Source organism: Streptomyces sp. NBC_01465 (assembly GCF_036227325.1).
Taxonomy (GTDB): Bacteria; Actinomycetota; Actinomycetes; order Streptomycetales; family Streptomycetaceae; genus Streptomyces.
The window spans coordinates 2,266,135-2,292,272 of sequence record NZ_CP109467.1; the positions used below are offsets into that span (position 1 = coordinate 2,266,135).

24 protein-coding genes are annotated in these 26,138 nt (G+C 69.9%); 12 read left to right on the forward strand and 12 right to left on the reverse strand.

What is annotated here, in order from left to right:
* Positions 1-45: 45 nt before the first annotated feature.
* Positions 46-1,344 carry a hypothetical protein gene (locus OG707_RS10430; RefSeq protein WP_329116733.1) on the forward strand — a complete coding sequence of 433 codons (1,299 nt, stop codon included), beginning with the start codon at positions 46-48 and terminating at the stop codon, positions 1,342-1,344.
* A gap of 20 nt (positions 1,345-1,364) precedes the next feature.
* Positions 1,365-1,580, forward strand: coding sequence for an FmdB family zinc ribbon protein (locus tag OG707_RS10435; protein ID WP_329116735.1), 216 nt, complete (start codon positions 1,365-1,367; stop codon positions 1,578-1,580).
* Here the strand turns inward: OG707_RS10435 and OG707_RS10440 are convergent.
* From OG707_RS10440 to OG707_RS10455, 4 genes are read right to left on the reverse strand one after another with little or no spacing between them, the layout of a single operon-like run.
* Positions 1,577-2,236, reverse strand: coding sequence for an O-methyltransferase (locus OG707_RS10440; RefSeq protein WP_329116737.1), 660 nt, complete (start codon positions 2,234-2,236; stop codon positions 1,577-1,579). The two genes, OG707_RS10435 and OG707_RS10440, sit on opposite strands and share 4 nt — an antisense overlap.
* Positions 2,233-3,072: an HAD family hydrolase gene (locus tag OG707_RS10445; RefSeq protein ID WP_329116739.1), complete on the reverse strand. Its 840-nt coding sequence runs from the start codon at positions 3,070-3,072 to the stop codon at positions 2,233-2,235. The genes OG707_RS10440 and OG707_RS10445 overlap by 4 nt, the downstream gene beginning before the upstream one ends.
* Positions 3,069-5,516: a phosphoribosyltransferase gene (locus tag OG707_RS10450; protein ID WP_329116741.1), complete on the reverse strand. Its 2,448-nt coding sequence runs from the start codon at positions 5,514-5,516 to the stop codon at positions 3,069-3,071. The genes OG707_RS10445 and OG707_RS10450 overlap by 4 nt, the downstream gene beginning before the upstream one ends.
* Positions 5,513-6,679: an HpcH/HpaI aldolase/citrate lyase family protein gene (locus OG707_RS10455; RefSeq protein WP_329116743.1), complete on the reverse strand. Its 1,167-nt coding sequence runs from the start codon at positions 6,677-6,679 to the stop codon at positions 5,513-5,515. Before OG707_RS10455 ends, OG707_RS10450 begins: the two co-directional genes overlap by 4 nt.
* Before the next feature lie 212 nt (positions 6,680-6,891).
* Between OG707_RS10455 and OG707_RS10460 the strand changes: the two genes are divergently transcribed.
* Positions 6,892-7,692: a TerD family protein gene (locus OG707_RS10460; protein ID WP_329116745.1), complete on the forward strand. Its 801-nt coding sequence runs from the start codon at positions 6,892-6,894 to the stop codon at positions 7,690-7,692.
* Positions 7,693-7,699: 7 nt separating this feature from the next.
* On the opposite strand, the gene OG707_RS10465 is transcribed toward OG707_RS10460, so the two are convergent.
* The 6 genes from OG707_RS10465 to OG707_RS10490 form a co-directional block, all read right to left on the reverse strand.
* Entirely contained in the window at positions 7,700-8,437 is a 738-nt protein-coding gene (locus tag OG707_RS10465; protein WP_329116751.1) for a TerD family protein, read from the reverse strand.
* 106 nt (positions 8,438-8,543) lie between these two features.
* On the reverse strand, positions 8,544-9,686 hold the full coding sequence (locus OG707_RS10470; RefSeq protein WP_329116753.1) for a DUF475 domain-containing protein: 1,143 nt from the start codon (positions 9,684-9,686) through the stop codon (positions 8,544-8,546).
* A 22-nt stretch (positions 9,687-9,708) separates the two neighbouring features.
* Complete coding sequence (locus tag OG707_RS10475; protein ID WP_329116755.1) at positions 9,709-10,284, reverse strand: TerD family protein; 576 nt, start codon at positions 10,282-10,284, stop codon at positions 9,709-9,711.
* Positions 10,285-10,378: 94 nt separating this feature from the next.
* Complete coding sequence (locus tag OG707_RS10480) at positions 10,379-10,954, reverse strand: TerD family protein (RefSeq protein ID WP_329116757.1); 576 nt, start codon at positions 10,952-10,954, stop codon at positions 10,379-10,381.
* A 114-nt stretch (positions 10,955-11,068) separates the two neighbouring features.
* On the reverse strand, positions 11,069-11,527 hold the full coding sequence (locus tag OG707_RS10485; protein WP_329116759.1) for a peroxiredoxin: 459 nt from the start codon (positions 11,525-11,527) through the stop codon (positions 11,069-11,071).
* Between the two features lie 127 nt (positions 11,528-11,654).
* Positions 11,655-12,092 carry a DUF3052 domain-containing protein gene (locus tag OG707_RS10490; protein WP_329116761.1) on the reverse strand — a complete coding sequence of 146 codons (438 nt, stop codon included), beginning with the start codon at positions 12,090-12,092 and terminating at the stop codon, positions 11,655-11,657.
* 432 nt (positions 12,093-12,524) lie between these two features.
* On the opposite strand from OG707_RS10490, the gene aceE reads away from it, so the two are divergent.
* Complete coding sequence (gene aceE, locus OG707_RS10495) at positions 12,525-15,257, forward strand: pyruvate dehydrogenase (acetyl-transferring), homodimeric type (RefSeq protein WP_329116763.1); 2,733 nt, start codon at positions 12,525-12,527, stop codon at positions 15,255-15,257.
* 96 nt (positions 15,258-15,353) lie between these two features.
* On the forward strand, positions 15,354-16,124 hold the full coding sequence (locus OG707_RS10500) for a potassium channel family protein (RefSeq protein ID WP_329116766.1): 771 nt from the start codon (positions 15,354-15,356) through the stop codon (positions 16,122-16,124).
* A gap of 246 nt (positions 16,125-16,370) precedes the next feature.
* Here the strand turns inward: OG707_RS10500 and OG707_RS10505 are convergent, their stop codons facing one another.
* The gene (locus OG707_RS10505) at positions 16,371-16,697 is read right to left on the reverse strand and encodes a peptidase inhibitor family I36 protein (RefSeq protein ID WP_329116768.1); all 327 of its coding nucleotides are present in this window, start codon (positions 16,695-16,697) and stop codon (positions 16,371-16,373) included.
* A gap of 150 nt (positions 16,698-16,847) precedes the next feature.
* Positions 16,848-18,449 (reverse strand): MFS transporter, encoded by a 1,602-nt coding sequence (locus tag OG707_RS10510; protein ID WP_329116770.1) that lies wholly within the window; start codon positions 18,447-18,449, stop codon positions 16,848-16,850.
* Positions 18,450-18,580: 131 nt separating this feature from the next.
* Here OG707_RS10510 and OG707_RS10515 point away from each other — a divergent pair, with 131 nt between their 5' ends.
* The 7 genes from OG707_RS10515 to OG707_RS10545 all read left to right on the forward strand — a co-directional run bounded on the left by OG707_RS10515 (position 18,581) and on the right by OG707_RS10545 (position 26,138).
* Positions 18,581-19,237 (forward strand): TetR family transcriptional regulator, encoded by a 657-nt coding sequence (locus OG707_RS10515; RefSeq protein ID WP_329127717.1) that lies wholly within the window; start codon positions 18,581-18,583, stop codon positions 19,235-19,237.
* Between the two features lie 85 nt (positions 19,238-19,322).
* A complete protein-coding gene (locus OG707_RS10520; RefSeq protein ID WP_329116772.1) occupies positions 19,323-20,510 on the forward strand; it encodes an alpha/beta hydrolase in 1,188 nt (395 codons plus the stop codon).
* A 49-nt stretch (positions 20,511-20,559) separates the two neighbouring features.
* The gene (locus OG707_RS10525; protein ID WP_329116775.1) at positions 20,560-21,417 is read left to right on the forward strand and encodes a DUF4429 domain-containing protein; all 858 of its coding nucleotides are present in this window, start codon (positions 20,560-20,562) and stop codon (positions 21,415-21,417) included.
* Positions 21,418-21,454: 37 nt separating this feature from the next.
* Positions 21,455-22,720, forward strand: a complete 1,266-nt coding sequence (locus OG707_RS10530) for a sensor histidine kinase (protein ID WP_329116778.1) — start codon at positions 21,455-21,457, stop codon at positions 22,718-22,720.
* Positions 22,717-23,409: a response regulator transcription factor gene (locus OG707_RS10535; RefSeq protein WP_329116780.1), complete on the forward strand. Its 693-nt coding sequence runs from the start codon at positions 22,717-22,719 to the stop codon at positions 23,407-23,409. Before OG707_RS10530 ends, OG707_RS10535 begins: the two co-directional genes overlap by 4 nt.
* A gap of 501 nt (positions 23,410-23,910) precedes the next feature.
* Positions 23,911-24,930 carry an alpha/beta hydrolase gene (locus tag OG707_RS10540; protein ID WP_329116782.1) on the forward strand — a complete coding sequence of 340 codons (1,020 nt, stop codon included), beginning with the start codon at positions 23,911-23,913 and terminating at the stop codon, positions 24,928-24,930.
* Entirely contained in the window at positions 24,930-26,138 is a 1,209-nt protein-coding gene (locus tag OG707_RS10545; RefSeq protein ID WP_329116784.1) for an acyltransferase family protein, read from the forward strand. The genes OG707_RS10540 and OG707_RS10545 overlap by 1 nt, the downstream gene beginning before the upstream one ends.

Below are 26,138 nucleotides of genomic sequence, written 5' to 3' on the forward strand. Positions count from 1 at the left end.
CGAGCGAGCTCTGCTGTCCGGGACGTCCGGGACACGCTCACCGTCATGGTTCTGCCGGTGCCACTGCTGGCTGTCGTCATGTCCTCGGCCTTTGCCGGGGGCGGGACCAGGCGCTGGTTCGGCGGGCGCGGGGAGAGCGTGCGGGCCGATGCGCAGGCCGCGAAGGACGCGGCTGCCGCGGCTTTTCTCGAGCTGGACACCGCTCAGCGCGATCTTGAGATCTCCATCGAGACGATCACCGCCGTGGACAGCTCCCCCGGGGCGCGCAAGGCCGCTGAGGACTTCGCGGCGTTCGGGCGGCGGATCGACGAGGTGAGCACGGCCTACATCACCGCCGTGGACGCCCATGATCTCGATCGCGATGATCTTGAGGCGTCCGTTGCGGCGCAGGCGCGCAGCGAGCTGACGCGGGCCAAGGACGATCTTGTACGGGTGAAGGGCGAGCTGGAGCGGTTCGGGCAGGGCCTCGGGCCGCTGCTCGGGAAGGCCGAAACACAGCTGGCCCGGCTGGCGCCCGCCGTGGAGCGGGCCCGGCAGGCGCTGCTGGGCGCGAGCAACGCGCTCGATGCCGTACGGGCTGCCGGGCTGAAGGCCGACGACCTCGCGGCGCGCCTCGCCGCCCTCGCGCCCGAGCTGACCCGGCTCAACCAGGGCGCCGGACAGCACGGCGTGCCGGACACGCTGCAGCGTGCGGACCGGGTGCTGCGCGATGCCGAGGCCGTACGGACCGAGGCCGCGCGGCTGCCCGAGCGGGCGGCGGAGATCGACCGTCGCCTCGTATCGCTGCGGACGCGTGCGCAGGCGCTGACGACGCGGGCGGGCACGGTGGACCCCGTGCTGAGCGAGTTGCGGCGGCGGTTCACGGCGCCGTGCTGGCAGGACCTGCAGCATGTGCCGGAGCAGGCCGCGAAGGCGGTGCGCCAGGCGGAGGAGAAGCTCAAGGAGGCTTCGAAGGCGCGCGACGAACAGCGGTGGGCGGATGCGACATCGCTGCTGACGACCGTGCGGGCGCTGCTCAATACGACCGACGAGGCCGTGTCCGCCGCCGGCGGGCGTCTGGAGCGGCTCAATGCCGTGGCCAAGGATCCGCAGCAGGAGATCCAGCGGACGCGGTTCGCGCTGCGCGATGCGCAGCGGCTCGCGATGGCCGGGCGGAACACGCCCGATCCGCGCCATGCCCGGCCGCTGGACGACGCGGTGGGCCGGCTGGAGCGGGCGGTCGCCGGGCTCGAGGGGCGCCACCCCGACTACTGGCACTTCCTGACGGAGACCGAGGCGGTGCGGCAGACGGCGTCGCGCGTCGTCGCGGAGATCCGCGAGGACCGCGGGGCCGGCGCGCACTGATTCGGCATTAGCCTGTGCGCATGCCCCGTTACGAGTACCGCTGCCGCAGCTGTGGCGACACCTTTGAGGTCAGCCGTCCGATGGCCCAGTCCTCGGACCCCGCATCCTGCCCCGCCGGGCACGACGACACCGTGAAGCTGCTCTCCGCCGTGGCGGTGGGCGGTACGCAGGGGTCCTCCGGTCCTGCCGCGCCGTCCGGCGGCGGGGGTTGCTGCGGCGGGGGCTGCTGCAGTTAGCGCTTGCGGGAGAGCGTGAGGCCGTCGGAGATCGCCAGCAGCACGCTCTCCATGCGCTGGTCGGCGGCCACATGGTCGTTGAACTTCTGGATCCCCGCCGCGCTGCCCTGCGCCTGCGGGTCGACGACCTGGCCGTGGAAGAGCACGTTGTCGGCGACGATCAGTCCTCCGGCGCGCATCCTGGGCACCAACTCCTCCCAGTACGCGATGTAGTTGCCCTTGTCGGCGTCGACGTACGCGAGGTCGATGTGCGGTTCGGCCGGCATCGCGCGCAGCGTGTCGAGCGCCGGTGCGATCCGCAGGTCGATGCGGTCCGCGACTCCGGCCCTGGCCCAGGCCTCCTTGCCGTACGCCGTCCACTCCTCCGAGACGTCGCAGGCGATGAGCCGGCCGTCCTCGGGGAGCGCCTGCGCCATCGAGAGCGCCGAGAAGCCAGTGAAGGTGCCGACCTCGACGATGTGCCGGGCGCCGGTCAGACGGACGAGGAAGGCGAGCAACGGGCCCTGCTCCTGGGCCGACTGCATGCCCGCGTGGTCCGGGAAGGTCGCGTACGTCGTCTCGACGAGCGCGCTCTGCACGGGGTCCAGCGGCGGGTTGTGGTCGAGCATGTAGGCGTAGAGCTCGTCGGTGATCTTGGTGCTGTTTCCCTTGGTCATACGGCGACGGTAGCGGCGCGCTCCAGGAATCCGCGGATGATTTCCTCCCCTGCGACCACACCCCGCCGAGTGAGCGCGGTGACGTGCGGGGCGTGCCGGCCGGAGTCGGCGAGTTCGCCGTGGCCGGGCTGCCAGCCGTGGTCGGCGGCTTCCAGGAGGTCGGCGTCCAGGAGCGAATCGCCTGCTGCGAGGGTGAGTCGGGCTCCCGTACGGCGGGCCACCTCGCGCATGGCGGCGCTCTTGGTGAGGGGCTTGGGTACGGCGTAGATCTTGCGGCCCTGCAGCGAGACGGTCCAGCCGCGGGGCTCAGCCCAGTCGGAGAGCTCCTTGGCCCAGCCCTCCGGGAGCAGTTCGCGCTCGACGACGAGGTACGCGAAGAGGTCCTCGGCGACGCGCTCCTTGCGCAGCCAGGACGGGTCGGCGACCGACGTCAGGTGGCTGCGGATCTCGGCGAGGGGGGCGCACTCCTCGGCGAGGCGGCGGGTGACGCCTCGGTGCCAGTCGGGGTCGCTGACTCCGTCGACGAGGAGGTGGCCGCCGTTGGCGCAGATCGCGAACTTCGAGGCGGGGCCGGGGAGTTGGATGCGCTGGTACTGCTTGCGGGTGCGCGTGGTGGTGGGCACGAAGACCGTACGGACGGCGAGCTCGGGCAGCAGGGCCGCCGCCGTCTCCGTCATGAAGGAGAGCGGCTTGCCCTCGTAGATCTCCACGCAGAGGAGGCGCGGGGCCTTGGTGTCGGGCATGGTCAGGTCGAGCGCGGCCCGGGAGTAGATGAGGGTGCGGTCGAGGTCGCTGGCAACCAGGACGGGGCCGGTATGGCCTGCGGTGGTGGTCACTTGGCCGCCACCGCCTTGCCGTCGGCGCCGGTCGCGCCGCGGGTGTACTTCGGGTGGATCAGTCCGACGCAGGTGTACGGGAGGCCGTCGACCTCCTCGACGGGGACGCCGCGCTGCTCTGCGAGGAGGCGTACGTGGTCGAGGTCCGGGCCTGCGCCGCGGCGGGCGAGGATCTTCCACGGGACGCGGCGCAGGAGGACGCGGGTGGTCTCGCCGACTCCGGGCTTGACGAGGTTGACGTCGTGGATGCCGTACTCCTCGCTGATGCGCTCGACGGCGGCCCAGCCCTCCCAGGTCGGCGAGCGGTCCGCGGAGAGCAGCTCCTTGACCTCCGCGTCGACGGCATCGCTGACCTCGTCGAAGCGGGCGGCGACGGTGTTGATGAAGTCGACGGAGACGTCGGCACCCGCCAGCTCGCGGTAGAACTTGCCGCCGTGGAAGTCGTTCGGCCCGACGAGGTCGGCACGCAGCACGGTGCGCGAAATGAGCCCGGAGACGGTGGAGTTGAGGCACGCGGAGGGGATGAGGAAGTCCTCGCGGGTGCCGTACGTACCGACACAGCCGCCCGGGTCGGCGAGGACGGCGATCTCGGGATTGAAGCCCGGGAACTCTTCCAGCGCCTCGGCGAGCTCGCGCGTGATGGCGCCCTTGCCCGTCCAGCCGTCGACGAAGACGACGTCGGCGGGGTCGTGGTGGGCGGCGAGCCAGCGCAGGGCGTTGGTGTCGATGCCGCGGCCGCGGACGATGGAGACGGCGTAGTGCGGCAGGTCGAGGCCGTGCCGGTGCTGGGCCCAGCGGCGCATCAGGACGCCGACGGGGGTGCCGGCGCGGGCGAGGGAGACCAGGACGGGGCGCGGCGACCGCTCGGCGAGGACGGTCTCGGTGACGGTGCCGACGGCCTGCGCGATCCGGGCCGCGGAGGTCTCCAGGGCGGCGTGGAAGAGCTGCTGGTACTGCTCGCTGGGCTGGTACTCGACGGGCAGCGACTCCGCATAGTGGGCGCCGCCCGCCTGTATCGCCTCCTCGCGCTCCTCGGTGGGCGCCTCGAGCTCGACACCGGAGAGGTCCTGGAGGAGCCAGCCGACGTCGTCGGGCGCGTACGAGGAGAAGGCGGGGCCGCGCAGCGGCTCGGGCAGGGTCTCGGTCATGGGGGGCGTGTCCTGCCGTTCGGGTACGTAAGCGGGGACGACGGCCAGCAGCACGCGCGGGGTGTGCGCGGCGAGCTGCGCCAACAGGCCGTCGGGGGCGTGCAGTTCGGGGGTGTCACCGGCGGAGTCGACGACGGCGACCACGGCGTCGAAGCCTCCGCCCGCGACGTTGTAGGCGAAGCGCGTCCCGGGCCCGTCGTCGGGCCGGTCGTGGGCGGGGAAGACGAGGCGGGTGCGTATCGCGTACCCGGGGTCGTCGACGGCGAGGACGGGCGACCGGGTGGTGGTGGAGTACCGGACGTCGGCCCCACCCTCTTCGAGCGCGAGCCCCAGCCGCAACGGCGCGTACATGAGCTCCTCGAACCCGAGGACGAGGACGCGGGAGGCACCGCCGAGTTCACTGGTGATCCGGGCCGCCATGCCCGGGAGCGCGGCCTCCAGCTCCTGGCGGTGGGCGGGGGTGAAGCCGTGGCGGCCGCCGTCCGGTACGCGGGCGGGCCAGTCCAGGTCGATGCGGGTGACGTCGCCGCGGCTGGTCGTCTCCGCCCCCCGCCGGGCGGGTTGCGTCGCCTCGTGCTCCTCGACCAGGCGCTGGCCCTTTTCCAGTACGCCCTCGGGCAGCCGCACCGTGCCCGATGCCATCGCCAGCAGGTCGACCTGGGCGCCGATCTCGGCCGCGAACTCCGTCAGGCGGTCGCGGTCCTCCGGGGAGCGCATGTCGACCAGGGCGACGATCACGTACCGGTCGCGCGGGCGGAGGTCGTGCAGGGCGCGGATCGTGTTCAGCACCGTGTTGCCCGTGGAGAACTCGTCGTCGACGAGGATCAGCGGGCCGGGGCCCGCCAGCAGGCGCGGGTTCTCCGGGAGCAGCAGGTGCGACGTGGCGTGGGAGTGGGACTCCTCGAAGCCGCCGGCCAGGGCGACCCCCGGCACGTGGCGGCGCGTCGAGTGCAGGTACGGGACGAGGCCCACGCCGTCGGCCACCGCGTGGCCCAGGCCCGTCGCCGTCTCCGCGTACCCGAGGACCACCGACCGCGCCGCGGCCTCCGCGCCGAGGAGTTCCAGGACGCGCTCGCCGAGCGCGAAGCCGGCGCCGTAGACCACCGACGGTTTCTGCGGCACGTGCTTGCCCAGCACGTTCGACACCAGCAGATGCGCTCGCTTGGGATTGCGGCGCAGCGCCATGCCGAGGAGGCCGCGCAGCGACTCGTCCCCGGCGAGGTTGACGTCCAGCCGCTCCGCGACCCATTCCCCCGACCACACCACGTTCTGTGTCTCTTCCGTTCGTCGCGTCACGCGTTGAGGCCCGCTGTCAGCAGTTCCACGAAGCCGATGTCCTCCCTGGCGACACCGAACGCCTCGGCCCGCTGCAGTGTCCGCTCGGCCCAGGCCCGGTGCGGCTTCACTTCGTTCATTTTGTTCGTGTACGCGGAACGCAGCACTCCGCCACCGCCCCGGTCCGGCCGCAGGATGTCCTGGGCGTCGCTGAACTCCTCGTGGCTGACGACCGAGAGCGCGTGCACAGGGACGACGTGCGTGGGGTGGATGCAGGTCTTGCCGAGCAGACCGTTGGCGCGGTCGAGTTCGATCTCGCGCAGCAGTCCGTCCAGGTCGTGCTCGATGAGCGCGGTGCGCAGCTCCTCCGCCCGCCCCTCCATGAAGGGGCTGCGGCGCAGCTGTGGCTTGAACATGCGCTCCTGGACGCGGAAGTACTCCCAGACGGGCCCGGTGATGGTGAATCCGGTGCCGTCGGAGCGGCCCAGGACGTTCACGACGTCCGCGATGACGTTGGCGACGATCTGGACGTCGTACGCCGTCATGTCGGGCGCTCTGCGCAGTCCGTACGCCGAGCAGAAGTCGGTGACGCCGAGGCGCAGCGCCAGGACCCGGTCGCGGTACTTGTCGACGGTGCGGGCGATCCCGACGAGGGCTTCGGCGCGGGTCTCCAGGTGGAGGAGCTCCGGTGATTCGAGGACCGGCATCGCGAAGAGCCGCCGTCCGCTCGCGGACTCGGCCGCGGTGAGCGCCTCCAGGAACGCCACTCCGCGTTCCTCGGTGAATTTCGGCAGGACGAATCCCGAGAGGAGCCGGCCCGAGGCACCCAGCCTGCGCACCAGGTCGGGAATCTGCGCGGGTTCGCGCACCCGGATGAAGAGGAGCGGGACGTCGTCCCCGCGAGCGGCGAGGTCGGCGAACTGGCGGACGAGATTCGCCTCGCCGCCGGCGACCTCGGCGTCGTCGATGGAGTCCTCCAGGCACAGGACCATGGAGGCGACCCCGCGCGCGGCCGCCTGCTTGACCACGGCCTCGGCGAGCCGCGGCCTGGTGGCAGGGCTGTAGAGCGTGGCGCCGAGCGCGGCGGCCAGCGTGCGCGCCGGTGAGGCCGCGTTGAACTCGGCCGGCTGCTGGTGGAACAGTCCGTCCCGGACAGCGGCCGGGATATGCCCGAAATGACGCATGTGAATCCCCCGTACTGCCAAGTCGGCCGCGAAGATGGGTGGCCGGTAATAGTACGTATCAGCGACGTCAAGAGTTCCTCAAGTGCGTGAAATTCAGGTAACTCGTCCGTCTCCGCACCATGTACTGAACGTATGTGCTGTGCTTTCCCGGGGGACGACCCCCGGACCCCCGGCACACCCCGCGTTGTACGGGCGCGGCCCCGGGAGGCAGGATGACGGACATGACGCACGCGATGCTGAAGGGCTCGAACATCCCGCTGGACGCCACGGCCGTGCGCGCCGTGATCCGCTGGGCGCCGGGCCCCGACGGCCACGACGTGGACGCCTCGGCGCTGCTGCTCGGCACCGACGGCCGCGTGCGTTCCGACGAGGACTTCATCTTCTACAACCAGCCGCGTCACCCCTCGGGCCTGGTCCGCAGGCTCCCCAAGAAGGTGGTCACCGGAGGCCGCACCGACACCGTCGAGGTGGACCTGGCCCGGCTCGACCCCTCGGTCGACCAGGTGGTGCTCGCCGCGTCGACCGACCACGACGTGCCGTTCCAGTCCGTACGGGACCTGCAGATCCTCTTGTACGACGCGGCGGCCGCCGGCGGCGGCGAGGCTCAGCCCCTCGCCGTGTTCGAGGTGAAGCCGGAGACCGGCGAGGAGACGGCGATCATCTGCGGCGAGCTCTACCGGCGCGGGGACACCTGGAAGTTCCGTGCGGTGGGTCAGGGCTATCCCACCGGGCTGATCGGTCTGGCGACGGCGTTCGGCATCTCGGTCGACGAGACGGAGCCCCAGCCGGAGCCCGAGGCGACACCGCAGCCCGCACCGGTGCCCCCGCAGCCGCAGGCCCCTCCCGCCTACGGCTACCCCCAGACCGTGTCGCCCGCCTCCGCGTACGGCTATCCGCAGTCGGCGACGACCCAGGCCGCGTACGGCTACCCGCAGCCGGCCGCGACCGCCGCCTTCGCACCCGACCCGAACTTCCGGCTGCCGCCGATGGGGCCGCAGTTCCTGCCGCGCTAGCGCCGGGTCAGATCTTGGCCTTGTAGCCCCGGCCCCACTGCAGCCCCCATCCGTACAGCCGGTCCAGCTCGGCCTGGAAGCCGTAGACGAACTTCACCTCGCGGCGTACGACCATGTCGCCCTTGATGTTCTCGATGGAGACGACCGCGCAGGAGCGCGCCTCGGGGGCCCGCTCCTCCAGCTGGATCTCGATCCGCGGCCCGTTGCTCGGGTAGAGCGTCACCACGGCGTGCGTACGGTCGAAGGCCGGGGTCTGGTCGTAGATGTAGACGAAGACGAGCAGCCGCTTGATCTCGTCGCGGTGGTCGAGGTTGACGAAGATCGTCTCGCCCGACGGGGAGCCGAACCGGTCGTCGCCGCTCAGCTGGACGTACGGCGCCGCGTTCAGATCCCCGAAGAGGCTGCCCAGCGGCTGCACCACGCCCTTCGCGCCGTCCTGCAGCTCGTAGAGGCAGCCCAGGTCCAGGTCGACGTTGACGACGCCCTGGGTGTGCGCCTGGACGACGTCGGGCTGGAACATCTTGAAGGGGTGCCGCAGCAGGCTGCCGCTCCCCCGCGACCTGCCGCCGATGTCCGACGTGCGCATCCGCCACGACAGGTTGATGCGCAGGTTGCCGGTCGTCGCCCCCTGCTTGGTGAGCGACACCGACGGATTGCGCTTCGTCAGCTCGATGGAGTTGGACGCCGCGCTGCCCGACTCGTAGTGCGGATGGTTCTCCCGCTTCAGGCTGTCCCAGAAGGCCATCGCCCACCCCCAGATCTCTCGTGTCCCCGCACAGACCGGCGGGGCGGCCCGGAGGCTGTGCGCCTCGAAGCCGCCCCGCTCAGAGCGTTCCGCAATCAGGTCCGGGTCACACCCCGGACGAGACTTCTTGCTGTTCGCTAAAATCCCCGCCGCCCTCCGCGGCGATGCGCTTGTTGCGGCGCACCGACGACCAGAACGACCAGGCGATCAGGACGACGCCGACGAGGCCGGTGATGACCTCGTTGATCTCGTACTGGATGGTGACGAGCAGGATCACGGCGAGCGCGCCGATCGCGTAGTGCGCGCCGTGCTCCAGGTAGACGTAGTCGTCGAGGGTGCCCTGGCGGACCAGGTAGACCGTCAGCGAACGTACGTACATGGCGCCGATGCCCAGGCCGAGCGCCATCAGCACGATGTCGTTGGTGATGGCGAAGGCGCCGATGACCCCGTCGAAGGAGAAGGACGCGTCGAGGACCTCGAGGTAGAGGAACATGAAGAACGCGGCCTTGCCGGCCATGAGGACAGCAGGGACGGCGCTGCCGCTCTTCTCGGCCGCTTCCTGGGCCTCGTGCTCGCGCTCCTCCTCTTCCTCGAGACGGTTCTCGAAGAAGCCTGAGAGACCGCCGACGATGAGGTACGTGATCAGACCGGAGAGTCCGGAGATCAGCACCGTTGATGCCTTGTCCACATGGACGCCGCCGTGCTGGTGGGCGTGGGTGGCGACCGTGAACGCGGAGACGAGCAGCACGATCATCGCGATGCAGACCGACAGCATGTCGACCTTGCCGAGCTTGGCGAGCGGGCGCTCCAGCCAGGAGAGCCACTTGATGTCCCGGTCCTCGAAGATGAAGTCGAGGAAGATCATCAGCAGGAACATGCCGCCGAAGGCCGCGATGGACGGGTGCGCGTCGGTGACCAGCTGCTGGTACCGGTCCTTGTCGTTCAGCGCGAGCCTGACCGCCTCGATGGGGCCGAGCTTGGCACTGATGGCGACGATGACGACGGGGAACACCAGCCGCATGCCGAAGACGGCGATCAGCACGCCGACCGTGAGGAAGATGCGCTGCCAGAAGGCATTCATCTTCTTCAGGATTCCGGCGTTGATCACCGCGTTGTCGAACGACAGCGAGACCTCGAGGACCGCCAGGATGGCGACGACGCCGAACGCCGTCCAGCCGTCGTAGAGCACCCCCAAGGCCAGGCCGATCGCGGTGATCGCGAACGACCAGCCGAAGGTTTTCAGAATCACTGGCTACCCCATTGATAAGGCTTTACGAAACGTTGACCCCGAAGTCTAGAGCGATGCCCCGGAGTCCGGACGCGTACCCCTGCCCCACGGCACGGAACTTCCATTCGCCGCCGTAACGGTAGAGCTCACCGAAGATCATCGCGGTCTCCGACGAGGCGTCCTCGCTCAAGTCGTACCGGGCGAGTTCCTGGCCGTCCGCCTGGTTCACGACGCGGATGAACGCATTGCTGACCTGGCCGAAGGTCTGGCCCCGGTTGTCCGCGTCATGGATCGAGACCGGGAAGACGATCTTGTCGCAGTGCGCGGGGACCTCGGAGAGGTTCACCAGGATCGACTCGTCGTCGCCCTCGCCCTCACCGGTGAGGTTGTCACCCGTGTGCTCCACCGAGCCGTCAGGACTGGTGAGTTGGTTGTAGAAGATGAACCACTCGTCGCCGAGGACCCGGCCCGACTGGCACAGCAGCGCGCTGGCGTCGAGGTCGAAGTCGGCTCCGGTGGTGGAGCGTGCGTCCCAGCCGAGCCCGACCAGTACTTGCGTGAGGTTGGGTGCGGCCTTGGAGAGGGAGACATTGCCTCCCTTGGCGAGCGTGACGCCCATGGTCTTGGGTCCTCCCCGAGGTACGAAGACGGTTGTCGAGCGCGTCCGGCGCCGCACTGGTCGTGTGCGGCGCCGGACGGTGGTGAAGACCCTGCTAGACGTTGACGCCGAAGTCCTGGGCGATCCCGCGCAGGCCCGAGGCATACCCCTGTCCGATGGCACGGAACTTCCACTCCGCGCCGTTGCGGTACAGCTCGCCGAAGACCATCGCGGTCTCCGTCGAGGCGTCCTCGCTGAGGTCGTACCGCGCCAGCTCGGTGTTGTCGGCCTGGTTCACGACGCGGATGTACGCGTTGCGGACCTGGCCGAAGCTCTGCTGGCGGCTCTCGGCCTCGTAGATCGAGACCGGGAAGACGATCTTGGCGACGTCGGCGGGGACCCCGGCGAGGTTCACCTTGATGACCTCGTCGTCGCCCTCGCCCTCACCGGTGAGGTTGTCACCGGTGTGCTCGACGGAGCCGTCGGGGCTCTTGAGGTTGTTGAAGAAGACGAAGTTCGAGTCGTTGGCGACCTTGCCCGCTTCGTTCGTCAGCAGTGCGCTGGCGTCGAGGTCGAAGTCGCCTCCGGTGGTGGTGCGCGCGTCCCATCCGAGACCGACGATGACCGCGGTCAGGTTGGGCGCGGCCTTGGTCAGCGAGACGTTGCCGCCCTTGCTGAGGCTGACTCCCACGAGTCCTCCCTAGATGTGTTGCCACAGTTGGTGCAATTGCGTTGGCATCGGATCAACGAATCGATCCTAGTGACCGGTTCCCGGCCACGGCAGACTCTTGACGGAGGGGGTAGGTCAAAGGACCTCGAGTGCCTTGACGTACTCGTTCAGGTCACGCGCGTCCGGCAGAGCGTTGACGACGCTCCAGCGGACGACGCCCTCCTTGTCGATGATGAAGGTGCCGCGCACCGCGCACCCCTTGTCCTCGTCGAAGACGCCGTACGCGCGGCTGACCTCGCCGTGCGGCCAGAAGTCCGACACGAGGGGGTATTCGAGCCCCTCCTGCTCGGCGAAGACCCGCAGGGTGTGGATGGAGTCGTTGGAGACGGCGAGGAGCTGCACGTCGTCGTTGACGAACTGCGGCAGCTCGTCACGGAGCGCGCACAGCTCGCCCGTGCACACGCCGGTGAAAGCGAAGGGGTAGAAGAGCAGCACCACGTTCTTCTCGCCCCGGAAGTCGGCGAGCTTCACGGTCCGGCCGTGGTTGTCCTTCAGCTCGAATTCCGGGGCTTTGGTGCCGACCTCGATCGCCATGGAAACGCCTTCCCTCTGTTTGCGCCGTTCAGGTGGCGCCCAGCCTACGCAAAGGGCCCCCACCGACCGGGGTCGGTGGGGGCCTTTGCTTTCGTCTGTACGGAGTCCTCGCGGAGCCGGTGGTGGCTCAGCGCTTGGACCTCGCCGCCTTCGGGGTGACCAGACGGCTGCCCGTCCAGTCCTTGCCGGCGCTGACGCTCTTGGTCTGGGCAAGGCCTGCGGTCTGCGAGGCCTCGTTGATGTCGCTCGGCTCGACATAGCCGTCTCGGCCTGTCTTCGGAGTCATCAGCCAGACCGCGCCGCCCTCTTCGATCAGACCGATGGCGTCAACCAGCGCGTCCGTAAGGTCGCCGTCCTCGTCCCTGAACCAGAGCACGACGACGTCAGCGACGTCGTCGTATTCCTCGTCGACGAGATCCTGGCCGGTAATGGCCTCAATGCCCTCACGGAGTTCCTGCTCGACGTCGTCGTCGTAGCCGATCTCCTGGACCACCTGTCCGGGCTCGAACCCCAGGCGTGATGCCGGGTTGGTCCGCTCCTCCGCGTGGTCCGCGGTCGCGCTCACGGATTGCCTCCTGATCGTTTTTCGGGAAATGCTTCAGCCACGCGCGTGCGCGGGGCGTTGGCCGTAGTCCACACGGGCGGGACCGATCGCGCAAGTACCCGGCCGCCGAGACCGCCGAAACGGTGACGTTTCCAGGCACCTCACCCCAACTCCTGGCAGGTCCGGACCCCTCCTGGTGATTCATCACACACGGTTGGTCCGGGTTTGTGACCATCCGCGGCTTGAATGCACCGTCAGCGTCCCCGCCGGGCCGGAAAGCCGGCCGGGAACGCGTGCACGAGATGGGCGTAAGGTTGCGATTTGGTCGAACTCCCTCCCGTGCAGTGGTTACCTCTCGGTAGAGATGACGTTTGCGCCGGGGCGGTCCACGATGGAAGCGGTTCTGCTCCGCAGACGTCCCTGTAGACGCACCACCAACAGCGAAGGAACAGCGTGGCTTCCGGATCCGATCGCAACCCGATCATCATTGGCGGCCTTCCCAGCCAGGTCCCGGACTTCGATCCAGAAGAGACCCAGGAATGGCTGGACTCCCTCGACGCCGCCGTCGACGAGCGGGGCCGTGAGCGTGCCCGCTATCTGATGCTCCGCCTGATCGAGCGCGCCCGTGAGAAGCGCGTGGCCGTGCCCGAGATGCGCAGCACGGACTACGTGAACACGATCGCCACCAAGGACGAGCCGTTCTTCCCCGGCAACGAGGAGATCGAGCGCAAGGTCCTCAACGCGACCCGCTGGAACGCGGCCGTCATGGTCTCGCGCGCCCAGCGCCCCGGCATCGGGGTCGGCGGCCACATCGCCACCTTCGCGTCCTCCGCCTCGCTCTACGACGTGGGCTTCAACCACTTCTTCCGCGGCAAGGACGAGGGCGACGGCGGCGACCAGATCTTCTTCCAGGGCCACGCGTCGCCGGGCATCTACGCCCGCGCGTTCCTGCTCGACCGCCTCAGCGAGCAGCAGTTGGACGCGTTCCGCCAGGAGAAGTCCAAGGCGCCGTACGGGCTCTCCTCGTACCCGCACCCGCGCCTCATGCCGGACTTCTGGGAGTTCCCGACCGTCTCGATGGGCCTCGGCCCGCTCGGTGCGATCTACCAGGCGCGGATGAACCGCTACATGGAGGCGCGCGGCATCGCCGACACCTCCAAGTCGCACGTCTGGGCCTACCTCGGCGACGGCGAGATGGACGAGCCGGAGTCGCTCGGCCAGCTCTCCATCGCCGCTCGAGAGGGCCTCGACAACCTCACCTTCGTCGTCAACTGCAACCTGCAGCGCCTCGACGGCCCTGTCCGCGGCAACGGCAAGATCATCCAGGAGCTGGAGTCGCAGTTCCGCGGCGCCGGCTGGAACGTCATCAAGCTGGTCTGGGACCGGAGCTGGGACCCGCTGCTCGCGCAGGACCGCGACGGCATCCTGGTCAACAAGCTCAACACGACCCCGGACGGCCAGTTCCAGACGTACGCGACCGAGACCGGCTCGTACATCCGCGAGCACTTCTTCGGCGACGACCACCGGCTGCGCGGCATGGTCGAGAACATGACCGACGAGCAGATCCTGCACCTGGGGCGCGGCGGTCACGACCACAAGAAGGTCTACGCGGCGTACGCGGCGGCCAAGGCGCACAAGGGCCAGCCGACCGTGATCCTCGCCCAGACCGTCAAGGGCTGGACGCTGGGGCCGAACTTCGAGGGCCGCAACGCGACCCACCAGATGAAGAAGCTCACCACCGAGGACCTCAAGCGCTTCCGCGACCGGCTGCACATCCCGATCACGGACCAGCAGCTGGACGAGGGCTACCCGCCGTACTACCACCCGGGTCGCGACTCCGAAGAGATCCAGTACATGCACGACCGGCGCAACTCGCTGGGCGGGTACGTGCCGACGCGTGTCGTCCGCTCCAAGCCGCTCGCGCTGCCCGACGACAAGGCATACGCGACCGCGAAGAAGGGGTCGGGACAGCAGTCGATCGCCACGACCATGGCGTTCGTCCGTGTGCTGAAGGACCTCATGCGGGACAAGGAGATCGGCCGCCGGTTCGTGCTGATCGCGCCCGACGAGTACCGCACCTTCGGCATGGACGCGTTCTTCCCGAGCGCGAAGATCTACAACCCGCTGGGTCAGCAGTACGAGGCCGTCGACCGTGAACTGCTCCTCGCCTACAAGGAGTCGCCGACCGGTCAGATGCTGCACGACGGCATCTCCGAGGCGGGCTGCACGGCTTCGCTGATCGCGGCCGGGTCCGCGTACGCGACGCACGGCGAGCCGCTGATCCCGGTCTACGTCTTCTACTCGATGTTCGGTTTCCAGCGCACCGGTGACCAGTTCTGGCAGATGGCCGACCAGTTGGCGCGCGGTTTTGTGCTGGGTGCGACCGCCGGTCGTACGACTCTGACCGGTGAGGGTCTGCAGCACGCCGACGGGCACTCGCAGCTGCTCGCCTCGACCAACCCGGGCTGTGTCGCCTACGACCCGGCCTTCGGGTACGAGATCGCGCACATCGTCAAGGACGGTCTGCGCCGGATGTACGGCCCCGACAGCGAAGACGTCTTCTACTACCTCACCGTCTACAACGAGCCGATCCAGCACCCGGCCGAGCCGGCGGACGTCGACGTGGACGGCATCCTCAAGGGCATCTACCGCTTCAAGTCCGGTGAGCAGGGCGCGATTTCGGCCCAGATCATGGCGTCGGGCGTCGCGGTGCCGTGGGCCGTCGAGGCCCAGCGGATCCTCGCCGAGGAGTGGAACGTCAAGGCCGACGTCTGGTCCGCGACCTCCTGGAACGAGCTGCGGCGCGAGGCCGTCGAGGTCGAGCGGCACAACCTGCTCCACCCGGAGGAGGAGCAGCGCGTCCCGTACGTCACGCAGAAGCTGGCCGGCGCGGAGGGCCCGTTCGTGGCCGTCTCCGACTGGATGCGGTCCGTGCCGGACCAGATCTCGCGCTGGGTGCCGGGGACCTACCAGTCGCTGGGCGCCGACGGTTTCGGCTTCGCCGACACCCGGGGAGCGGCCCGCCGCTTCTTCCACATCGACGCCCAGTCGGTGGTCCTGGCGGTGCTCACCGAGCTCGCCAAGGAGGGCAAGGTCGACCGCTCGCTGCTGAAGCAGGCCGTGGACCGCTACCAGCTCCTGGACGTGGCCTCGGCCGACCCGGGGGCCGCGGGCGGCGACGCGTAGTCGCTCAGCACGCATCGCGGAACGGGAAGGCGGCGGGACCCGGCAACGGTCCCGCCGCCTTCCCGTGTTCTTGGCGCGTTCCTTACGATGCGTTCCATGAAGCAGCAACCAGCACAGATGCGGTGGGAGCGGCACACCCAGTGGCCACTGCTCGCGCTGGCCGTGGCTTTCGCCCTCGCGTACTCGGTCCCGATCGTCGCGCCCGACGCCGACTCCTGGGTCCGCACGCTCTGTTCGGTCACCGAATGGGTGGTGTGGGCGTCCTTCGCGGTCGACTATCTGGTGCGGCTCGCGCTCACCCCGGACCGGGCGTTCTTCGTACGCACCCACTGGCTGGACCTGATCGCGGTCCTGCTCCCGCTCGCCCAGCCGCTCCGGCTGCTGCGGCTGGTCTCGACGCTGACCCTGGTGGGGCGGCGGGCCAGGATGGCCCCGCAGATACAGCTCACGACGTATGTCGGGGGCGCGGTGGTGGGGCTGCTGATGTTCGGTTCGCTCGCCGTGCTGCAGGCCGAACGGGGCGCCCCGCGCGGGAACATCAAGACGCTGGGCGACGCGCTGTGGTGGTCCTTCACGACGATGACGACGGTCGGTTACGGGGACCACGCGCCCACCACCGGCCTCGGCCGCATCATCGCGGTCGGGCTGATGCTCTCGGGGATAGCGCTGCTGGGTGTGGTGACCGCGAACATCGCCGCCTGGTTCATCTCACGCTTCAACAAGGACGACGAGCAGGAGCGCCGCCAGACGGCCGCGATCGAGGCACTGACGGCGGAGGTCGTCTCGCTGCGGGCCGAGGTCCGGCAGCTGTCGGCGGCGGCACTGCCCTCGCAGACAGACACCGCCGCCGATCAACCGGTGCGCTAGAAGAGGCCGTTGCCCGGGGTCCCCTGGCCGACCGGCCTCGCGCAGACCAGGCCGATGATTCCGAGCGACGCGCTGTCCGGCCGTTCCCCAAGCTCTCGGCTTCGCTCGAGCAGGGGAGACCCCACTCGCGACCCCATGCGGCTGCGTGAACCAGGGCGCTTGCGCGTACGCGAGGAGTTTCCGTAGCCCGTCATCATCACTCCCTTTCAGGTTGCCGATTCGGGCTCACCCCTCGCGTACCCGCCCTCAGCGCTCCCAGACCTTGAAGGCCCGGACGAGGTACGGAGATTGGGGGACCCAGGTGCCGTCGCCCGGGTACGTCTGGAACTCGCCCGTCTCCGCGCACTCCGCCGACTGATAGGTCGTGACGGGCCGGCCCATGCGGTTGGCCAGGCCCTGGACCGTGGTGCCCGGCGGGAGCGGGATACAGCTGTCGATGTCGGTCGTGGCGAGCTCGTACGTCTGGCGGCCGCCCTTGAAGTCGGGCTTGCCCCAGAGGCAGAGCTGGCCGGGTGCGCAAGGAGCCAGGACAGTGGCGGCCAGGGCGGCCGCGGCGATGACGGTCGTACGCATCAGAAATCAACCCCCGTGTGGTGCGGATCAGTTGCACCACGCTGACCTGGGAGTACGTACCGACGGAAGACCCGTCGGCGCGGATCACCCGGATAGGCGACAGCCCCGCCGGAGGTGTCCGGCGGGGCTGTACGAGGCGCGGGGTTGACGTCAGATGTGGGCCGCGCCCGCACCCGCCTCGGCGTTCGCACCGCGCTTGGTCAGCAGCGCGACGAAGACCGCGACCGCCGCGACGCCGCAGGCGACGAGGCAGGCCAGGCCCATGCCCGAGATGAAGGTGTCGTGGGCCACCGCGTTGATCTTGTCGGCCAGCGCGGCCGGGGTGCCCGGCGGCACCGGGCCCATGCCGACCTGGACGGCCTGGGAGGCCTGGTCGAGCTGGTCGCCCTTGAGCGGCGGCAGGCCCGCGTTCGCCCAGTTGCCCGCGAGGTCGCTGTCGACCTTGGAGGCCATGACCGCGCCGAGCACGGCCGTACCGAGGGATCCGCCGATCTGCATCGCGGCCTGCTGGAGTCCGCCCGCCACCCCGGAGAGCTCCATCGGGGCGTTGCCGACGATGACTTCGGTGGCGCCGACCATGACCGGTGCGAGACCGAGGCCGAGCATCGCGAACCAGACCGACATGAGCGTGCTGCTGGTGTCGGTGGCCAGCGTGGACATTCCGTACATCGCGACGGCCGTGAGCGCCATGCCGCCCGCGAGCGGGATCCGCGGTCCGACCTTGGTGATCATCGCGCCCGCCAGTGGGGAGCCGACGATCATCATGCCGGTGAGCGGGAGGAGGTGCAGACCCGCCTTGACCGGGGTCATGCCGTGCACGTTCTGCAGATAGAAGGTGACGAAGAAGAGCCCGCCCATGAAGGCGATGGCCATCAGCACCATCAGGATCGTGCCCGCGGTGAGCGGTACGGAACGGAACAGCGTCAGCGGGATGAGCGGTTCCTTGACCTTCGTCTCCCAGAAGCCGAAGAGCAGGAAGGCCGCCACGGAGACGCCCAGGAAGATCCAGACCTTGGCGTCGCCCCAGCCCCAGGCCGGCGCCTTGATGAGCGCCCAGACCAGGCAGAACATGGCGGCCGAGAGCAGCGCGATGCCCAGGATGTCGAAGGACTTGGGGGCGTTCTCGGCGCGGTGGTCCCGGAGGATCACGATGCCGATGACGAGCGCGATCACACCGACCGGCACATTGATGAAGAAGACGGAGGCCCAGCCGTGGTTCTGGACCAGGTATCCGCCGAGGATCGGGCCGCCGGCGGTGGAGGCGCCGATGACCATGCCCCAGATGCCGATGGCCATGTTCAGCTTCTCGGCGGGGAAGGTCGCGCGCAGCAGTCCGAGCGCGGCGGGCATCAACAGGGCGCCGAACAGGCCCTGGAGCACGCGGAAGGTGACGACCAGGGTGACGCTGTTGGAGAAGCCGATGGCCCCCGAGGCGGCGGCGAAGCCGGTCACGCCGATGAGGAAGGTCTGCCGGTGGCCGAAACGGTCACCGAGCTTGCCCGCCGTAATAAGGGTGACGGCGAGGGCCAGGAAGTAGCCGTTGGTGATCCACTGCACCTGGGCGAACGTGGCGTGCAGGTCGCTCTGGATGACGGGGTTGGCGATCGCGACGATCGTGCCGTCGAGCGCGACCATCATCACGCCGATGGCGACGGATATCAGGGTCAGCCAGGGGTGGCCGCGGAGCCCCTTGGCCGGTGGCACCGCAGCGTCGTCCTGCAGAGCCTTTTCGACAGTGGTCTGACTAGTCATGAACGTGAGGCTAGTGTCAGCCGCTGACAGTTGACAGAGTATTCCACACGTCAGCCCGTGTCAGATGGCTCACAGGTAGGCTGAGCTGGACAAAGCGGAGAAACGAGGCCCTGGTGGAGGAGACGGCGCAGATGCTGCGGCCCGGACTGCGCGAGCTCAAGAAGCAGCGCACCCGCGACGCCCTCCTGCGCGCCGCACTCGAACTCTTCACCACCCAGGGCTACGAGCAGACGACCGTCGACGAGATCGCCGAGGCCGTCGAGGTCTCCCAGCGCACCTTCTTCCGCTACTTCGCCAACAAGGAGGAAGCCGCCCTCTCCGTACAGCGCCTCGCGGAGTCGCAGTTCCTGGCGGCGCTGCGCGAGCGGCCGGCGGAGGAGAGCCCCTTCGAGGCGATGAACCGAGCGGTGCTCGCTTCCTGGGACTCCATCGGCGAGGCGATCGAGGCCGTAATCCCGATCGAGCTCCATATGCGGACGCACCAGATGATCGAGTCGACCCCGGCTCTGCTCGCCGCCCATCTGCGCCAGTCCGCCGAGTTGGAGGAGCAGGTCGCCCAACTCATCGCCGAGCGCGAGGGCCTTGATGTGAACACCGATCCGCGGCCGCGTGTCGCCGTCGCCGCGTACACCGGTGTGATGCGGCTGACCGGCCGCATCTGGGGGCAGGGGCAGGACGTGAGTGTGGAGGCGATCCGCGAACTGACCGTGACCCATCTCGCCCATATCGGACCGGCATTGGCCGGAAACTGGCGTAACTCGCCCACACCCGGCGCACGCGGAGCGTAATCACCCGCGCACATTCCCGCTACGAAACGTGATCTGCCTCACTCTCGTCACAAGGTAACGGTTATGTCTCCTAGGGTGGGTCGCAGTGACTTCCTTCGACTCCTCCCCCACCCTCACCGCCTGGCGCGCACTGCTCGCGCTCGCGGTGGTGTTCGTGATGCTGGCGACCACCGGCTGGACCGCCGTGCGCCAGCACAAGAGCGATGGCCAGCCACGTCTGGCAGCTCTTGCCGCATGGAGCCGGGGCTCCATCGACGGTCTCGACCTGCCCGACCCGGACGCCCGGCCGCAGCGGCTCGCGCATTTCTTCGCGTCGCTGACCGCCACCGAGCGGACCCGTCTCGCCGACCGCTATCCGCTGGTCGTGGGAAATCTGAACGGCGCTCCGGTGACGCTGCGTTATCAGGCCAACCGCGTCGCGCTGAACCAGGCGGTCACGGTCGAGGAACGCCGCGTCCACGACCCGGAGCTCTCGCCCGACGGTCGCAAGGACGCCTCGAACCGGATGAACCGCTTCGGCGCCCTCGCCTCCCGCGACCGCCAGATCCTCGCCTTCGACCCCGCGGGCAGCGGCCGGGTCGCCGAGGTCTACGGCGATCTGGACCAGGCGCAGCGCGTCTCGATCGTCGTCCCCGGCGTCGACACCACGGCACTCACCTTCGAGAAGAGCTGGCGCCCCTACTCCGCGCCGGTCGGCATGGCCAAGTCGCTCTACGCGGCCGAGCAGTCGGCCTCCCCGACGACCCGCACCGCCGTCATCGCCTGGGCCGACTACACCGCGCCCGTCGGCATCGGCGTCGACGCGGCCATCGGGCGGCTCGCCGAGGACGGCGCGGTCCGTCTCAACGGCCTCGTGACCGCCCTGCCGGGATCCACCCCGGTCGAGCTCTTCTGCCACAGCTACGGATCCGTGCTCTGCGGAGTCGCCGCACGCGAGCTCCCCTCCCGGGTGAGCGATGTGGCCGTGGCGGGCAGCCCCGGCATGCGCGCCGAGAAGGTGTCGGAGTTGGACACCAACGCCACGGTGTGGGCGATGCGCGACCGTGACGACTGGATCCAGGACGTCCCCCACCTGGACGTCGGCGGGCTCGGACATGGCCAGGATCCGGTGGATCCGGCCTTCGGGGCGCGCGTGATGTCGGCCAAGGGCGCGATCGGGCACACCGGATATTTCACGCCCGGAACGGCCAGCCTCAGCAACTTCGCCGCCATCGGGGTCGGTTCGTACCAGGAAGTGAGCTGTGCGGACGGTCGGAGTGCCTGCAATTCATAGGCGGCTCACAGGGGCGACGCGCGGGCGCACGCCGCCTACGATGAGCCCCATGGGTGATGTGCTGGCCGGAAATCATGCCACCTGGGAGTTCGAGCCGGACGCCGTGCTCATCCGTTTCGAACGGGGGATCCGCACGCCGAAGCTCTTCCAGGCGCTGGGCGAGCGGCGCATCCCGTACGAGGCGCTGGAGTCGGTGTCGCTCGCGCCGGGCAAGCGCGGGACGGTGGTGCTGCACGCGACGGTGCGGCAGGGCGCCGATCCGCTGATGGAAGCTGCTTCGGGCCAGCTCAAGGAGGCCTGCGACCCGTACCGGCTGGTGCTTCCGGCCGAGCGCGAGACGCTCGCCGAGTACTACGCGGACGAGCTCGCCTCCGTCCTCACACCCGAGGCGAAACAGCCCTCCGACCGGTTCCTGGTGGAGCCTCCGCAGGCCCCGCTGCACTTCAAGGCGTACGACGGCAAGGCGACCTTCGACGGCTCGAAGGTCGCCTTCCGGTGGTTCTGGACGGGCGCCTCGTCCGCCAAGTGGAAGGCGGGCGACCAGAGTTTCGCGGTCCGCGAGCTCGCCGGGGTCGAGTGGCGCTCCCCCGAACTCTTCGAGGGCTATCTGCGGCTGCTGCCGCGCGACGCGAACGGCGCGCAGCCGGCCCCCGCCGATCAGGACCCCTCGGCCGTCGTCTTCGGCCTCGGCTACGGCCCCGTGCACGAGTCGCTGCCCTTCGCCGCCGCCGTCCTGGGGGCCGCGCGCGGTGCGGTGGGCGCCGCGGTGCCCGCCGTGGGCGCGGCGCTGCGCGACCCCGCCGCCGTCGCGGACCGGATACGGCACCTCGGTGAGCTGCACCGGGCGGGGCTGGTGACGGACGAGGAGTTCAGCGCGAAGAAGGCCGAGCTGCTGGCCGAGCTGTAGGGGTGCGCGGCGCCGGACGGGCTTATTTTGAAACCCCATGACTCCCTCACCCACGCTGCGCGCCATCGGCCACGGGATCACGCACCCCTCGCATCCGCCGACGCCGGTCTTCGCCGACTCCCCCAAGCGCTGGCAGCGGTTGCTGCCGTACGTCGTCGTGCTCGCGCTCGCCCTCGTTCTCCTCCCGGTGACCATCACGGTCCTGACCGGTTCGTACGGTGTGCCGGGTGCGCTCGCCGGGGCCCTCGCCGTCGCCCAGTCCGCCCCGCTGCTGATGCTGGCGCACCGGCCGCTCCAGGCCTGGTGGATCGTGCTGCCCGCCGATGTCGCCGGAGCGCTGGTGCTCGCTGCCCGCCCCGGCACGGACGACGCCTGGCCCTGGCCCGCACCCACCATCGTCGGCTATCTCTTCCTGGTGCTCGCGATCTCGCTGCGCGAGAAGCGGCAGACCCTCATCGGGGTGCTGCTGGTCACGGGGGCGGTGTGTCTGGGCCTGGCGCTCGGCTTCCCCGACCACAACGGCGGCACCAACCTGCTGATGTTCATCCTGTCCGCGGTGGTGTTGGTCATCGGCGGCGCGGTCCGCGAGCGCGGCGAGGCCCAGCGGCGCCTCGCCGAGGTCCAGACGCTCAGCGAGGCCGAGCGGGCACAGCGGACGCTGCTCGAGGAGCGGGCCCGTATCGCACGGGAGCTGCACGACGTGGTCGCCCACCACATGTCGGTGATCACGGTCCAGGCCGACTCCGCCCCGTACCGGCTGACCGGGCTGTCGGCGGAGGCCGCCGAGGAGTTCGGGTCGATCGCGTCGAGCGCGCGCGAGTCGCTGTCGGAGATGCGGCGGCTGCTCGTCGTGCTGCGCAACGACGGTACGGAGGGCGAGCGGGCGCCGCAGCCGGGGATCGCGCGGGCGCAGCAGCTGGTCGAGGCGACGGTTCGGGCCGGGGTGCCGGCGGAGCTGTCGCTGCCGGCGGATCTGGGGGTTCTGCCGCCCGCCGTGGACCTCTCCGCGTACCGGATCGTGCAGGAGGCGCTGGCCAATGTGGTGCGGCATGCGCCGGGGGCTCAGACGCGGGTGTCGGTGGTCTCGGACGGTGCGTATCTGATGGTCGTGGTGGTCAACGGGCCTTCCGAGGCGCCGAGTTCGCCGCTGGAGGCGACCGGGACGGGACATGGACTGGTGGGCATGCGTGAACGCGTACGGTTGACCGGCGGAACCCTGGACACCGGTCCGCTGCCCGACGGCGGGTTCCGGGTCGCTGCCCGGCTGCCGCTCGACTATTCGGCCTCGGAGGACGTGAAGTGACCAGAGCTGCCCCTGCCCCCATCCGCGTGATCATCGTGGACGACCAGGCGATGGTCCGGGCGGGCTTCGCCGCGCTGCTCGCCGCGCAGGCCGACATCGACGTGGTCGGCGAGGCGCCGGACGGGCGGCAGGGGGTGGCGGTCGCACGGTCCACGCATCCGGACGTGGTGCTCATGGACGTACGCATGCCGGAGTTGGACGGGCTTGCGGCTGCCAGGGAGATCCTGGACCCGCCGGTGGGGGTCGTGCACCGGCCGAAAGTGCTGATGCTGACGACTTTTGATGTGGACGACTACGTGTACGAGGCGCTGCGCGCGGGGGCGTCGGGCTTCCTGCTGAAGGACGCGCCGCCGGCGGATCTGATCGCGGCGGTACGGGTGGTGGCGGCCGGGGACGCACTGCTCGCGCCGTCGGTGACACGGCGGCTGATCGCGGACTTCGCGGCGCAGCGGCCGGTCGTACGGAGGGATCCGGCGCTGCGGCTGAACGGGCTGACGCCGAGGGAGACGGAGGTCCTGGAGCTGATCGCGAAGGGGCTTTCGAACCAGGAGATCGCGGGGCGATTGGTGCTGGCCGAGCAGACCGTGAAGACGCACATCGGGCGGGTGCTGGGGAAGCTGGGGCTTCGGGACCGGGCGCAGATGGTGATCTTCGCGTACGAGTCGGGGCTGGTCGCGCCGGGGGCTTAGGCGGGGGCTTCTCCCCCACCCCGCCCCTTCCCGAAACTGGGGCTGCGCCCCAGACCCCCTGACGGGGGTGGGGTGGGCCGGGGCTGCGCGCCCCGGACCCCGCCTTTGCGGGGGCTTCGCCCCCTGCGCCCCCGTACGCGACCTTCGGCCGCGTGTCCTCAATCTCCCCCAAGCTCTCGGCTTCGCTCGAGCAGGGGGGACCCCCTTGACGGGCTTGATTTGTCTGAGGTGGGCTTGGATCTGCGGGTGCGGGCTTGATTTGCCCCGGTGTCGCATCCGAACGGACCGCAAGCAGCCATTGAGCAACCCCCACCCACGTCGGCCACCTCCGCGAGAGCGGCGCCGGTTTAGGCGCAAAACCAGCCGGGATCGGGGAAAGCCTCCTCCACCCCCTACCTCAGTAGCACCCCAGACTTGGCCCCCCGGTGTGACGCCCCCACCCCCACCCCCTTCCTACCTTCCTCTCCGTCAGCAGCCGCCACGGACGAGGAGTCGACCCCCATGAGCCGCTACCACCGCACCCTGTTCACCGCCGCGCTCATCACCACCGTCGTCGCCGGTACCGCCGGCTGGGCCTCCGCCGATTCCCAGCACGCCCTCACCGGGCCTCCACCCGGAACCGCCGCCTGGCTCGCCGACGATTCCCTCGGCCGAGCGCTTCCGGACCCCACCGACTCCACCCCCGCCCAAGTCGCCCATTTCTTCCGCACGTTGACGGCCGAGCAGCAGCAACAGCTCGCCCACCGCCACCCCCTCACCGTCGGCAACCTCGACGGCGCCCCCGTCCCCCTCCGCTACGAGGCCAACCACCTCGCCCTCCAGCAAGCCGACCCGCGCTACCAGGACCTCGCCGCCCCCGGCCACCAGATCCTCGCCTTCGACCCCCGCGGCCGCGGCCAGGTCGCCGAGGTCTACGGCGACCTCACCACCGCCGCCCACGTCTCCGTCCTCGTCCCCGGCGCGGACACCGACGCCACCCACTTCTCGACCACCGCCACCATGGCGAAGAACCTCCGTACCGCCACCGACGACAACACCGCCGTCATCGCCTGGGCCGGCTACACCACCCCCGTCGGCGTCGGCCTCGACGCCGCCACCTCCGACCTCGCCGAAGCCGGCGCACCCCGGCTGACCCGCCTCACCGAAGGCCTTGAGGCCACCGACATCCCCGAGCCCGTCCTCTTCTGCCACAGCTACGGCTCCGTCGTCTGCGGCCTCGCCGCCCACGACACCCCCTACGCCTCCGACCTCGTCGTCTCCGGCTCCCCCGGCATGCACGCCGACACCGTCGAAGACCTGCACACCGACGCCCGCGTCTGGGCCGCCAAGGACTCCACCGACTGGATCGACGACGTACCGAACGTCGAGATCGCGGGCCTCGGCCACGGCGAGGACCCCACCTCCCCCGCCTTCGGCGCCCGTACCGTCCCGGCGCACGACGCCAAGGGCCACACCGGCTACTTCACCCCGGGCACGGACTCCCTCCGTACCTTCGCCGCCATCGCGCTCGGGGAGATCTGATGAAGCTGAAGACGAAGACGAGCCTCGTCCAGAAGATCGAGGACCGCACCCCCTCCCACCGCGACCGCGCCGTCGACGGCCTCCGCGCCCTCGCCCTCCTCGCCGTCCCGGTCGGCCACTGGCTGCTCGGCGGCTTCACCCTCGACTCCTCCGGCGCGCTCCACAACGCCAGCCCGCTCTCCGCCTTCGGCTTCTTCGCGCCGCTGAGCTGGGTGCTGCAGATGCTCGGCATCTTCTTCCTGGTCGGCGGCTACGCATCCGTGCTGTCCTTCCGCCGCCACACCGGCACCACCACCCAGTGGATCAAGGGCCGGCTGGCCCGCCTCGGCCGCCCGGTCCTCGGCGTGACCGCCGTCTGCGCGGCGATGTTCCCTGTCCTGTACGGACTCGGGGTGCCCGCCACCACCCTGCACACCGGGGCGACCCTGGTCGTCCAACCCCTCTGGTTCGTGGGCGTGTACGCGGCCGTCACCGCCCTCACCCCGTACTGCATCCGCGCCGCCCGCACCCTCGGCGCCTGGGCCGCCGCACCGCTGCTCGCCGTGGTCGCCGCCGTCGACTTCCTCCGTTACGGGCCCTTCGCCGACGCGATGCCGTCCTGGCTGTCGCTGATCAACATCCTTCCGGGCTGGCTCTTCGCGTACCAACTCGGCGTCTCCTGGGGCGAGAAGAAGGTCTCCAAGCGGGCCGGGGCCGTCCTCCTCGTCGCCGGCACCGCGCTCTTCGCCACCCTCCTCACCCTGTTCCACTACCCGGCGTCGATGGTCGGCGTCCCCGGCGAGATCCGTACCAACTCCCATCCGCCGTCGCTGCTCGTACTCGCCCTGGTAGCCGCCCAGTCCGGTGCGGCGATCCTCCTCCGCGACAAGATCGCCAAGGTCCTGAAGCGGCCCGCCCTCTGGGCCCCGGTCGTCATCGTCAACCTCTCCGCGATGACGATCCTGTGCTGGCACCAGCTCGCGATGCTCGCCGCCGCGGTCCCGGCCTCCTCCGCCGGCCATGTCCCCGGCCTGACCACCACTCCCGACACCCTCGCCTGGATCTTCGAGCGGATCGCCTGGCTACCGGCCTTCGGCGTGATCCTCGCCGCGACCGCCCGCTTCACCCGCGTCTTCGAGTCCCCCTGGACCCGGACGACGAAAACCCGCCGGGCAGTCGTGGGACTGCTCGCGGCGGGCTTCGGGGTGTTCGCGCTGGGGCTGGCGTGA

Excerpts from the sequence above, each read along its gene's own strand:
- OG707_RS10475 (WP_329116755.1), bottom strand. The coding sequence starts at position 10,284 with ATGGGCGTCACGCTCGCCAAGGGAGGCAATGTCTCCCTCTCCAAGGCC.
- OG707_RS10530 (WP_329116778.1), top strand. The coding sequence starts at position 21,455 with ATGACTCCCTCACCCACGCTGCGCGCCATCGGCCACGGGATCACGCAC.
- OG707_RS10505 (WP_329116768.1), bottom strand. The coding sequence starts at position 16,697 with ATGCGTACGACCGTCATCGCCGCGGCCGCCCTGGCCGCCACTGTCCTG.
- OG707_RS10515 (WP_329127717.1), top strand. The coding sequence starts at position 18,581 with ATGCTGCGGCCCGGACTGCGCGAGCTCAAGAAGCAGCGCACCCGCGAC.
- OG707_RS10435 (WP_329116735.1), top strand. The coding sequence starts at position 1,365 with ATGCCCCGTTACGAGTACCGCTGCCGCAGCTGTGGCGACACCTTTGAG.
- OG707_RS10485 (WP_329116759.1), bottom strand. The coding sequence starts at position 11,527 with ATGGCGATCGAGGTCGGCACCAAAGCCCCGGAATTCGAGCTGAAGGAC.
- OG707_RS10465 (WP_329116751.1), bottom strand. The coding sequence starts at position 8,437 with ATGGCCTTCTGGGACAGCCTGAAGCGGGAGAACCATCCGCACTACGAG.
- OG707_RS10545 (WP_329116784.1), top strand. The coding sequence starts at position 24,930 with ATGAAGCTGAAGACGAAGACGAGCCTCGTCCAGAAGATCGAGGACCGC.
- OG707_RS10510 (WP_329116770.1), bottom strand. The coding sequence starts at position 18,449 with ATGACTAGTCAGACCACTGTCGAAAAGGCTCTGCAGGACGACGCTGCG.
- OG707_RS10460 (WP_329116745.1), top strand. The coding sequence starts at position 6,892 with ATGACGGACATGACGCACGCGATGCTGAAGGGCTCGAACATCCCGCTG.
- OG707_RS10525 (WP_329116775.1), top strand. The coding sequence starts at position 20,560 with ATGGGTGATGTGCTGGCCGGAAATCATGCCACCTGGGAGTTCGAGCCG.
- OG707_RS10455 (WP_329116743.1), bottom strand. The coding sequence starts at position 6,679 with ATGCGTCATTTCGGGCATATCCCGGCCGCTGTCCGGGACGGACTGTTC.
- OG707_RS10430 (WP_329116733.1), top strand. The coding sequence starts at position 46 with ATGGTTCTGCCGGTGCCACTGCTGGCTGTCGTCATGTCCTCGGCCTTT.
- OG707_RS10500 (WP_329116766.1), top strand. The coding sequence starts at position 15,354 with ATGAAGCAGCAACCAGCACAGATGCGGTGGGAGCGGCACACCCAGTGG.
- OG707_RS10440 (WP_329116737.1), bottom strand. The coding sequence starts at position 2,236 with ATGACCAAGGGAAACAGCACCAAGATCACCGACGAGCTCTACGCCTAC.
- OG707_RS10540 (WP_329116782.1), top strand. The coding sequence starts at position 23,911 with ATGAGCCGCTACCACCGCACCCTGTTCACCGCCGCGCTCATCACCACC.